Genomic DNA, 12502 nt, shown 5'->3' on the forward strand with positions numbered 1-12502 from the left:
TTGGATCAGATTGATCAGTTGATGGCAGATGTTCGCAGACAGGAAGAAACGACCCGTCAGTATGAACTTCAAGCCTTGTCGAGTCAGATTAATCCGCATTTCCTCTATAACACCTTGGACACTATCATCTGGATGGCTGAATTTCAGGACAGTCAGCGAGTGGTTCAGGTGACCAAGTCTTTGGCGACCTACTTCCGCTTGGCGCTCAATCAAGGCAGGGATTTGATTTGCCTGTCTGACGAAATCAATCATGTCCGCCAGTATCTCTTTATCCAGAAACAACGTTATGGGGATAAGCTGGAATATGAGATTGAGGAAAATCCTGCCTTTGATCATCTAGTCTTGCCTAAGTTGGTGTTACAACCCTTGGTAGAAAATGCCCTTTACCATGGCATTAAGGAAAAGGAAGGTCAGGGACATATTAGAGTTTCTGTTCAGAAACATGATTCAGGATTGGTCATCCGTATTGAGGATGATGGAGTTGGTTTCCAAGATGCTAGCGATAGTAGTCAAAGTCAACTCAAACGTGGGGGAGTTGGTCTTCAAAACGTTGACCAACGGCTCAAACTTCATTTTGGAGAACATTACCAAATGAAGATTGATTCTATTCCCTCAAAAGGTACGACAGTTGAAATATACATAAATAGAATAGAAACTAGCTAACTCCCAGTCAATTCTGGGAGTTTTATGCGTAATTGGGCAAGCATTCTAGGTTGTCTATCTTGCTAAAACGTAGAAAAAACGATATGATAGATAATGACAAAAGAGGTATCAAGTATGAAGGAAAAAGACATTCAAAGAGACACAAGCCAGATTGTAAAAGATGTATTAGAAAAGGCCAATTTGAAGCAAGGATCTATCTTTGTTTTGGGCCTTTCTTCTAGTGAAGTGATAGGTGGTCAGATTGGCAAGGAATCCAGCCAAGAAATTGGCGAAATCATTGTGAAGACCATCCTAGATATCCTAGAGGAAAAAGGAATTCATCTAGCTGTTCAAGGTTGTGAACATGTCAATCGGGCCCTCGTTGTTGAACGTCAGGTGGCAGAGCAGTTTGGTCTGGAAATGGTCAGTGTCCTTCCTACCCTTCATGCAGGAGGTTCAGGTCAGTTGGCAGCCTTCAAGTTTATGCAAGATCCAGTAGAGGTTGAATTTATCAAGGCTCATGCTGGATTGGATATTGGAGACACTGCAATTGGCATGCATGTCAAGCATGTTCAGGTTCCGATTCGCCCTCTTTTGAGAGAAATTGGTCATGCCCATGTAACGGCTCTTGCTAGCCGTCCAAAATTAATTGGAGGTGCGCGTGCGCATTATCCACAAGATTCTATCAGAAAGTCGTGAGAATGAAAAAAACAAAACAACAACTAGAAAAAATCACAAAATATTCGATTCGTAAGCTAACTGTTGGGGTAGGTCCTGTAGCCATTGGGGCCTTCCTTTTTGGTGCTAGTACCCTTTCAGTGGATAAGGTTCAAGCCAATGAAGTCGGTGGTGCTCATAGCGTTCATTACCGTTATTTGGCGGAGCAGGAATTGACCGAGTCTGAAAAAGCCCTGATTCATCATGAGGTTCCAACAGAATTTCAAGATGAAGATATTCTCTATGTAGTGTATCGAAAGAAAGCTAGTACCTACCAAGAACTTCCTTATACAGGGAGTAAAGAATTAGCCTTGGCTGGTATAGGGGTGGCTACGGCGTCTTTGGCTGTTTTATTAATCTCTAAAAAACATCGTGGTAAGGTGCTTGGTGTCTTATTAATTAGTTCGATTGGTGCAAGCAACTTTGTTCCTTTCACCACATTTGCGTTTGAAAATAAAGAATTGCTTTCTTATAACCAAACTATTTCGGCTTCTACACATGAAGGTTTGGCTGAAGGGATTATCCACATTGATGGCTATGAATACATTGGATACTTCAAGGAAGCAGAACTCCATCCATCAAGGCCAGCTTCAGCTGAGAAGCCTCAGTTGCCGGTAGAAAAGCAAAGTGCAAATGAAATTGATAAGACAGAAGTAGTTCAAGAAAAACCAGTTTCTGAGAAACCTCAGTCAAGACTGGAAGAGAGCTTGGTAGATATTCCTTTTGAAACAGTCACAAGCCCAGATACCAATCTAGCAGAAGGACAGACTCGTATCGTCACAGCTGGAGTAAATGGTCAGCGTCGCATTGTAACCAAAGTATCGATGGTTAATGGTCAAGAAGTTAGAGAAGTTATCGAAGACCAAGTGGTTCAAAATCCTGTTTCGCAAGTCATTGCAGTCGGAACTAAGAAAGAAGAGCAACCTGCCCCAACTCCAGTACCACAAGCTGAACCAACGCATCAGGTAGCTAAAGGAACGCAAGAGGCAGGCAAAGAAGGTCAAGCCTTAACGCAACCAACCTTACCAGAGGCTCCAGTTGAAGCAAAAGGAACCCAAGAGGCAGGCAAAGAAGGTCAAGCTCTAACACAACCAGAACTACCAGAGGCTCCAGTTGAAGCAAAAGGAACCCAAGAGGCAGGAAAGGAAGGTCAAGCTTTAACACAACCAACCTTACCAGAAGCTCCAATCGAAGTAAAAGGTACACAAGAGGAAGGTAAAACTGGCCAAGCCCTTGTACAAGAACAGTTACCTGAGTACAAAGTAACTGAGGGAACCCTTGTTGAAACATCGACTACAGACCTAGACTACAAAACTGAAACGATAGAGGACCCAACCAAGTATACGGACGAAGAAACTGTCCTACGAAATGGTGAAAAAGGTAGCCAAGTTACTAAAACAACTTATAAAACAGTAGAAGGTGTTAAAACGGACCAAGTTCTTTCAACTAGCACAGAAGTTACCAAGGAACCTGTAAATCAACAAATAAGTCGTGGTACAAAACCAATTGAAGGAACTCTTGTAGAAGAAAGTCTTGAAAAGATTCCATTTAAGGAAGTTGTTAAAGAAGATGATCAACTGAAAAAAGGTTTAGAAGTCGTAGCTCAAGAAGGGAAAGAAGGTCAGAAAAAAATCACTAAGACCTTTAATACCATTAAGGGTGTTAAAACAGAAGACGCTCCAAAAGTTACAGAGGAAGTCATTGAGGCACCTCAAGACCGAATTTTGAAACGTGGTACTAAGACCTTTGAAAAACCAGTATTGACCATCACAGCAGTTGAACCTAAGGATTTGAAACGTACTTCAGATGTTAAATACAGTCTAGAAAATCCAAGTAAGGCAGCTATTAAATCTATCACCCTAACTCTGAAAAAAGGTGACGAGATTGTGAAGACATTGAATGTTTCACCAGAAAATCTAACAGCTTCTTTGAAAGACTTACAGTACTACAAAGATTATAAACTTGAAACCAAGATGGTTTATGACCGTGGTGAGGGTGATGAGGAAGAAGTTCTGAAAGAAGAACCGCTAAGAATTGACCTCAAAAAAGTTGAAATCAAAAACATCAAAGAAACAAGCTTGATGAGTGTAGATGCTGACGGTAACGAAACAGACACTAGTTTGCTGACAGAAAAACCAGCTGATGTTGCTCCACTCTACCTACGAGTTACAACTCACGACAACAAAGTTACAAGACTGGCTGTTGACAAGATTGAAGAAGTAGAAAAAGACGGAAAAACTTTATACAAAGTCACTGCCAAAGCACCTGATTTAGTTCAACACACAGATGTTTCTAAATTGGCAAACGAGTATGTTCATTATTTTGAAAAACAAAAAGCACACGATGGTGATGTATATTATAGCTTTAACGACCTAGTAACGGCTATGAAAGCTAATCCAAGTGGTACCTTTAAACTTGGTGCAGATTTGAATGCAGCAAATGTACCAACTCCGAATAAACAATATGTACCTGGTAAATTTAGCGGAACTTTAACAAGTGTTGACGGTAAACAATATACCATTCATAATATGGCTCGTCAGTTATTCGATAACGTTGAAGGCGGTACAGTTAAAAACATTAACTTAGGTAATGTTAATATCAATATGCCTTGGATTGAAAATATTTCCGCACTATCAAGAGTAATTAAAAATGCCACAGTTGAAAATGTTAAGGTAACTGGTAGTATCCTTGGTAAAGATGGTATTGCTGGTATCGTAAATAAAGGAGATACTGGTGGACTTCTTAAAAATGTTGCTTTCATCGGTAAACTAACAGGTGTCGGTAATAAAGGTTGGGATCTTGGTGGTATCGCCGGAGAACTTTGGCGTGGTAATATTAAACATGCATACGTAGATGCTGATATTGTTGCAGATAGAGCACGTGTTGGTGGACTTGTCGCTAGAACCGATAACGGTTCTGATCCTAATGGTATTGATAAATACGCTTCTGTTCGTAACGCTGTTACTAAAGGAACTATTGATGTGAAGAACCCTGTTGAGGTAGGTGGTTTCATTAGTAAGAACTGGACATGGGGACGTGTTGCTGACACAGTTTCAATGATGAAAGTCAAAAACGGTGAAGAATTCTACGGTTCTAGAGATTTAGAAGCAGAAGGTGGATATTACACAAAAAACTGGATTGAAAGAAACTACGTTGTTAAAGATGTGAGTGAAGGTTCTCACTCATTTAACGGTTCTCGCAGTAATCGAATCCAAGAAATCAGCCTAGAAGATGCAAATAAAAAAATAGAATCATTCGGAATTACAGCTGATAAGTTTGAAATTAAACCTCTTGTTGAAGATGCACTTAATAACGTAAAACCAAAAACAGATACTTATAAAGATACTCAAGATTATGACGCATCTCGCGAACTTGCTTATCGTAACATCGAAAAACTTCAACCATTCTACAATAAAGAATGGATTGTAAACCAAGGTAACAAGATTCCAGCTGGTTCTAAATTATTAACTACAGAGGTGTTATCTGTTACAGGTATGAAAGATGGTCAATTTGTGACTGATTTATCAAATGCAGATCACATCATGATCCATTACGCTGATAAGACGAAAGAAATTAAAGCTATTACACAAAAAGAATCTAAGGTTCAACAAGTTCGTGAATATAGTATTGAAGGATTAGGTGATATTGTCTATACACCAAATATGGTTGTTAAAGATAGGACACAATTGATCAGCGATATCAAAGCTAAATTAGCTTCTGTTGAACTTGATTCAGATGAAGTTCGTAAGATTAATAACAATCCTAAGATGTTATACATGGAAGAAAGCTTCAAAGAAGTAAAAGATAATCTTGATGCTTTAGTTAAAGCTTTAGTTGAAAATGAAGACCATCAATTAAATACGGACGAAGCAGCTAAACGTGCATTGATTAAAAAAGTTGAAGATAACAAAGCTAAAATCATGTTTGCTCTGGCTTATTTAAACCAATACTATGGAATTAAATTTGACGGATTAAATATCAAAAATATGATGGCCTTCAAACCGGATTTCTACGGTAAGAACGTTAACGTACTTGATAGATTAATCAGCTTCGCATCAAATGGTAACAACCTAAAAGGTGATCAATCACACGATGCATTTAACAGAGCTCTTGCAAGTGCTACTGGTAAAGCTAACTTACACGAATTCCTGAAGTACAACATGGAATTATTCACTAGTGAAACAGATATGAATACTTGGTTCAAGAATAACATTGCAGATAACGCTTATGTTGTTGAGAAACAATCATCAAATCCTGATTTTGCGAATAAGAAACATAAATTGTATGAAGTAATTAATAATGGACATCACGGACGTTATATTCTACCACTTCTGAATTTGAAGAAAGCGCATATGATCTTAATTACGACCTATAATACCATTGCGTTTAGTTCATTTGAGAAATACGGTAAGAACACAGCAGAAGAACGTGAAGCGTTCAAGAAGCAAGTTGATTTACGTGCGCAAGAACAAATCAATTATTTAGACTTCTGGTCAAGACTTGCTGCAGATAATGTACGAAATAATCTTCTTAAGAGTGAAAATATGGTACCATCTGCAATTTGGGATAACCATGATGTACCAGGTTTGGGATGGGTTGACCGTATGGGACATACGAAGAAAGGCGATTTTGCTCCAATTCGTGAATTCTATGGTCCGACTGATAAGTGGCACGGATACAATGGAATGGGTGCATACGCTTATATCTTCCAAAATCCACAACCACAAGAGGCTGTATATTACATCATCTCTAGCATGATTAGTGATTTTGGTACATCTGCATTCACTCACGAAACAACTCACATCAATGACCGTATGGCCTACTTAGGAACATGGCGTCACCGTGAAGGAACAGATGTTGAAGCCTTTGCTCAAGGTATGTTACAATCACCATCAGTTTCAAATCCAAATGGTGAATATGGTGCCTTAGGATTAAACATGGCTTACGAACGTCAAAATGATGGAAATCAAATTTATAACTATAATCCGAATGTGTTAAATAGTCGTGAGAAAATCGATCACTACATGAAGAATTACAATGAATCCATGATGATGCTTGATTACTTAGAAGCTGAGTCTGTCATCAAGAAAAATACTGGAACAAATGATAAGTGGTTCAAGAAGATCGATAAGAAATATCGTGAAAAAGCGGATCGCAATGGCTTAGTTGGTGAACCACACCAATGGGATTTAGTTCGTGATTTGAATGATGGCGAAAAGAATACGAAGCTGACAAGTATTGATCAACTGGTTGATGGAAACTTTGCAACGAAACATGGATTACCAGGAAATGGTCATTACCGTACTGAAGGATTTGATTCTGCTTATACTGTAGTAAATATGATGACAGGTATTTATGGTGGTAATACAAGTAAGAGTGCTGTTGGTTCAATCTCATTCAAACATAATACCTTCCGTATGTGGGGGTACTTCGGTTATCTAGACGGGTTCTTAGGTTATGCATCAAACAAATACAAACAAGAATCTAAAGCAGCAGGTAATGTAGGTCTTGGTGATGACTTTATTATTAATAAAGTTTCTAACGGCAAATTCCAAAGCTTAGAAGCATGGAAGAAAGCATGGTATCATGAAGTACACGAAAAAGCTCAAAGAGGTTTTGTTGAAATTGAAATCGATGGTCAAAAGATTTCAACTTACGCACAACTTCAGACCTTATTTGATGCAGCGGTCGAAAAAGACCTTCAAGGTAATGATTTCAAGAATACTGTAGATCTTAAATGGAAGGTTTACAAACAACTCTTGCAGAAATCAGATGGATTTGCTGGTGATTTATTCACTAAAGCATAACCAATAGTAAGAAAATAATAAAAAGGTAGATCAGCTTTGTCTGGATCTGCCTTTTTGTGCTATACTTAAGGTATGCATAGAAAAACAGTGATTGATTTTAGGGCTTTGGGCGAGAGATACATCTTTACCCAGCCTATCAAAGAGTTAAAAACGAGAGATTTAGCGGAAGTAACAGCCTTGCTGGCACAAGTGGAAAACTACCAAGATCAAGGCTATTATGTGGTGGGCTATGTCAGCTACGAGGCTGCACCTGCTTTTGAAGAGAAATTAGCAGTTCACAAGGCACCTTTATTGGACGAGTATTTGCTTTATTTTACTGTTCACGATAGGGTGGAGACCTCCCCTATTCCCCTGACTTATGATGAGGTTGATTTGCCTTCAAATTGGCAGGAAGTGACGTCTGAAGCAGAATATGAAAAGGCGATTGCCCAGATTCACCATCATTTACGCCAGGGGGATACCTATCAGGTTAACTACACCGTCCAACTCAAGCAAGACTTAAGTGCCAATCCTTTTGCCATCTACAATCGTATGGTGGTAGAGCAGGAGGCGGGCTACAATGCTTATGTTGAACATGACGAGATGGCAGTGATTTCCATGAGTCCAGAGCTCTTTTTTGAGCAAAACGACCGTGAGTTGACAACGCGACCAATGAAGGGAACGACTCAGCGTGGCATGACTGACCAAGAAGACTTGGAGCAGGCCAGTTGGTTGGAACAGGATCCCAAAAATCGCTCTGAAAATATGATGATCGTGGACCTCTTGCGCAATGATATGAACCGTATTTCTGAAGTGGGGAGTGAGCATGTGGAGTGTTTGTGTCAAGTGGAGCAGTATTCGACGGTCTGGCAGATGACTTCGACCATCAAGAGTCGGTTGCGAGAGGATGTTGACCTTGTTGAAATTTTCCGTTCTCTCTTTCCTTGCGGTTCTATAACGGGAGCACCCAAAATTGCGACTATGGAAATCATTAAGGACTTGGAGCCACAACCGCGTGGAGTCTACTGCGGAACGATTGGTATCTTACTTCCAAATGGGCACCGGATTTTCAATGTTGCCATTCGGACCATTCAACTGCATCAAGGGAAAGCCATCTATGGAGTGGGTGGCGGTATTACATGGGATAGCACTTGGGAATCTGAATACCGAGAGGTTCATCAAAAGGCGGCAGTCCTTTATCGTAAACAAGCTCGCTTCCAACTGATTACGACTGGGAAAATCAGCCAAAAACAACTGCTGTTTGAAGAGCAACATATAGAAAGACTGAGAAAGGCAAGTCGATATTTTGCATTTCCTTTTGAGGTAGAAGACTTAAGACAAAAGATAGAGGAAGAGTGTCAGGCTTGTGCTGCTAATCAAGATTACCGCTTGCGTATTTCTCTCAGCAAGTCTGGAGAGATAGAAGTTGAACGCCAAGTATTGACACCCCTCAGTACAAGCTTTTGTCAGGCCAAACTTTACCTTCAGGAAGCGGATTTGGATCAATCATTTACTTACTTCAAAACAAGCTACCGACCTCACTTGAGCCTAGGGAAACAAGAGAAGATTTACCATAATGCAAGAGGAGAACTTCTTGAAACCTCTATCGGAAATTTGGTTCTGAAAATCGATGGGAAACTCTACACACCGCCTATCCGACTTGGAATCTTGCCAGGAATTTATCGTCAGCATTTGCTGGAAACAGGACAGGTAGAAGAGAAAATTTTAACCTTGGCAGATTTTGCCCAAGCAGAAGCTATTTACGGTTGTAATGCAGTGAGAGGCTTGTATGAGTTGCAAGTGATAGTATTATGAGTTTTATCTAATAATAGCTTTTAGTATATATTAATACATATTTTTGTTATAATGTAATCGTAAACAATAAAAATTTAAAGGAGATTTTTATGAGAAAATCAAAAAAATTTTTGATTACAAGTTTAGCAGCAACTACTTTTGCACTTGTTTCTTTTTCAGATACAATGGGGGTGTTGCCTTTCTCGCCTCAGAAAGTATCTGCTCAAGAAAAGGATGCGTCTAAAAATGGTAAGATTGTAAAAGAGAATACAAAACCCGCACCAAAACCTGCGCCGAAGCCGGCACCAAAACCCGCGCCGAAGCCGGCACCAAAACCGACTGAAAAAGCTAAAGAAACAACTTCTAAACAGGATAAATCACAATCTAAAGTTCAGTCTGGCTGGGTAGGAAATTACTACCTCAAATCAGATGGAAAGAGAGCTAAAAATGAATGGGTAGATGGTGGTCGTTATTATGTTGATTCTGATGGAAAAAAGGTTAAAAGTGACTGGATTTATGATAAAAACTATGGTTCATATTATTATCTAACAGCAGAAGGAAGCTACGCTCGCAACAAATGGGTAGGTAGATATTATCTCAAATCAGATGGAAAGATGGCCAAGAATGAATGGGTAGATGGTGGCCGTTACTATGTTGATTCTGAAGGCAAGATGGCCAAGAATGAATGGGTAGATGGTGGCCGTTACTATGTTGAATCAGACGGTAAAATGGCTAAGGACAAATGGGTAGATGGTGGTCGTCACTATGTAGGATACGATGGTGTGCGGCAACCAAAACTAGATGGGAAGCAGTACAATGCTGCTTTAAATAAAGCGAAAAGCTATAATTCGGTTTTACATATGTCAAAAAAAGATCTCTATGACCAATTAACGTGGACTGGTTTTTCAAGTTCAGCAGCGCAGTATGCCATCGATCACTTGAATGCAGATTACAAAGCAAATGCCTTAATTAAAGCAAGAGAATACCGAAAGAATAAACATTTATCAAAGACAGAGATTTATGAGTGGCTAACTTCTTCTTGGATTGGAAAATTTACAAAAGAAGAAGCAAACTATGCCATTCAACATCTAGGTGACTAATTTTTACAAATAGTGAAGCAAATGAGATGTTTTATATTGGCTTGTAGCCTGCAAACCTTTGCATAAGAAACTAAAATTTGTTATACTAGTACTGTAAGCATTTTCAATTAATTCATAATGAAAAAGGAGAATATGATGAGTCAAAAGATTATTGGGATTGACCTTGGTGGAACTTCTATCAAATTTGCAATCTTGACAACAGCAGGAGAAATCCAAGAAAAATGGTCTATCAAGACCAACATTTTGGATGAGGGAAGTCATATCGTTGATGATATGATTGAGTCTATTCAACATCGCTTGGACTTGCTTGGATTAGCAGCAGCGGACTTCCAAGGTATTGGAATGGGATCACCAGGTGTGGTTGACCGTGAAAAAGGGACTGTTATCGGTGCCTACAACCTCAACTGGAAAACCCTTCAACCAATTAAAGAAAAGATTGAAAAAGCCTTGGGCATTCCATTTTTCATCGATAATGATGCCAACGTAGCAGCTCTTGGTGAACGTTGGATGGGGGCTGGTGATAACCAACCAGACGTTGTCTTTATGACACTTGGTACAGGTGTTGGTGGCGGTATCGTCGCAGAAGGCAAATTGCTTCACGGTGTTGCTGGTGCAGCAGGTGAGCTTGGCCACATCACTGTTGACTTTGACCAACCAATCGCATGTACTTGCGGTAAGAAAGGTTGCCTTGAGACAGTTGCTTCAGCAACAGGGATTGTTAACTTGACTCGTCGTTATGCCGACGAATACGAAGGTGATGCAGCCTTGAAACGTTTGATTGATAATGGAGAAGAAGTAACTGCTAAGACTGTCTTTGATTTGGCAAAAGAAGGAGACGATCTTGCTTTGATCGTTTACCGTAATTTCTCACGTTACTTGGGAATCGCTTGTGCTAACATTGGCTCAATCCTAAACCCATCAACAATCGTTATCGGTGGCGGTGTGTCAGCTGCAGGAGAATTCCTTCTACAAGGTGTTCAAAAGGTTTACGACGAAAATACCTTCCCACAAGTACGCACAACAACTAAACTAGCTCTTGCAACTCTAGGAAATGACGCTGGAGTTATCGGAGCAGCATCACTTGTATTGCAATAAAATAAAAATGACAGAGCTTGGTGATTCATCAGGCTCTTTTTCAAGATCATAATTGTAAATATAACTCTTAACTTTTTGATTTTAGAAAGGAGATTTTAAATGAATAAGTCAGAACAATCCATGTTTGAATTGGCTTTGTCCATCGCAAAAAAGGCACATGAGGGACAATATGATAAGGCTGGATTAGTTTATATCAAACACCCTCTTTTTGTAGCAAGTCTGGTCGATACACAAGAAGAAAAGGCAGTCGCTCTATTGCACGATGTTCTTGAAGATAGCCCTTATACAGCAGAAGAACTAATATTGGCTGGTTTACCAGAGACTGTTGTTACTGCAGTGCAGGTACTGACCAAGAAAAAGGGACAAGATTATCAACAATATTTGGAACTTGTTAAATCGAATCCTATAGCACGTTGTGTCAAATTAGCAGATTTGAAACATAATTCAGATTTATCTAGACTAGCTACAATTACTGAAAAGGATCTGGAACGATTTGAAAAATACAAGAAAGCTATTGATTATCTGAGCATGTAGAAAAGCTTTTTTTATGCTATACTAGTTAGGAAATAAATGAGGTGAGAGTAAATGACAAAAGCAGATACAATTTTTAAAGAGAATATTGAACGAATCCTCAAAGACGGTGTCTTTTCTGAGCAGGCCCGTCCCAAGTACAAGGATGGGACAGTTGCCAACTCCAAGTATGTAACGGGTGCATTTGCCGAGTATGACTTGGCCAAGGGGGAATTCCCCATCACAACCTTGCGTCCTATTGCCATCAAATCCGCCATCAAGGAAGTGCTCTGGATCTACCAAGATCAGTCTAATAGCTTAGAAGTGCTGAATAGCAAGTACAATGTTCACTACTGGAATGACTGGGAAGTGGGAAATACAGGAACCATTGGTGAGCGTTACGGGGCGGTCGTTAAGAAACACGACATCATCAATAAGCTTCTCAAACAGTTGGAAGCTAATCCTTGGAACCGTCGCAACATTATCTCCCTTTGGGATTACCAAGCTTTTGATGAGACGGACGGCCTCCTCCCATGCGCCTTTCAGACCATGTTTGATGTCCGCCGTGTAGATGGAGAAATCTATCTGGATGCGACCTTGACCCAGCGTTCGAATGACATGTTGGTGGCCCACCACATCAATGCTATGCAGTATGTAGCTCTTCAAATGATGATTGCCAAGCATTTTGGCTGGAAGGTTGGGAAGTTCTTCTACTTCATCAACAACCTCCATATCTATGATAATCAATTTGAACAAGCTCAGGAATTGCTCCGTCGTGAGCCATCAAACTGCCAACCACGTTTGGTCTTGAATGTGCCAGATAAGACCAATTTTTTTGATATTAAAGCAGAGGACTTT

Annotated in this window: 8 protein-coding genes; all 8 read left to right on the forward strand. The window is 39.8% G+C overall.

All coding sequences use genetic code 11. The features are described from left to right. A partial coding sequence (locus QZ565_RS04470; RefSeq protein ID WP_295526165.1) for a sensor histidine kinase occupies positions 1-663 on the forward strand: 663 nt, incomplete at its 5' end. A 114-nt stretch (positions 664-777) separates the two neighbouring features. Then, positions 778-1341: a TIGR01440 family protein gene (locus QZ565_RS04475; protein WP_165847483.1), complete on the forward strand. Its 564-nt coding sequence runs from the start codon at positions 778-780 to the stop codon at positions 1339-1341. A 2-nt stretch (positions 1342-1343) separates the two neighbouring features. Beyond that, the gene (locus QZ565_RS04480; protein ID WP_295526171.1) at positions 1344-7166 is read left to right on the forward strand and encodes a ZmpA/ZmpB/ZmpC family metallo-endopeptidase; all 5823 of its coding nucleotides are present in this window, start codon (positions 1344-1346) and stop codon (positions 7164-7166) included. Positions 7167-7238: 72 nt separating this feature from the next. After that, a complete protein-coding gene (gene pabB / locus QZ565_RS04485; RefSeq protein ID WP_295526174.1) occupies positions 7239-8960 on the forward strand; it encodes an aminodeoxychorismate synthase component I in 1722 nt (573 codons plus the stop codon). Between the two features lie 89 nt (positions 8961-9049). Further along, positions 9050-10039, forward strand: coding sequence for an Ltp family lipoprotein (locus QZ565_RS04490; RefSeq protein ID WP_295526176.1), 990 nt, complete (start codon positions 9050-9052; stop codon positions 10037-10039). A 135-nt stretch (positions 10040-10174) separates the two neighbouring features. Continuing rightward, positions 10175-11134: an ROK family glucokinase gene (locus QZ565_RS04495; RefSeq protein WP_020902451.1), complete on the forward strand. Its 960-nt coding sequence runs from the start codon at positions 10175-10177 to the stop codon at positions 11132-11134. Between the two features lie 99 nt (positions 11135-11233). Next, complete coding sequence (locus tag QZ565_RS04500; protein WP_295526180.1) at positions 11234-11668, forward strand: GTP pyrophosphokinase; 435 nt, start codon at positions 11234-11236, stop codon at positions 11666-11668. 51 nt (positions 11669-11719) lie between these two features. Then, on the forward strand, positions 11720-12502 hold a 783-nt coding region (locus tag QZ565_RS04505), incomplete at its 3' end, for a thymidylate synthase (protein WP_295526183.1).

Source organism: uncultured Streptococcus sp. (assembly GCF_915066115.1).
Lineage (GTDB): Bacteria > Bacillota > Bacilli > Lactobacillales > Streptococcaceae > Streptococcus.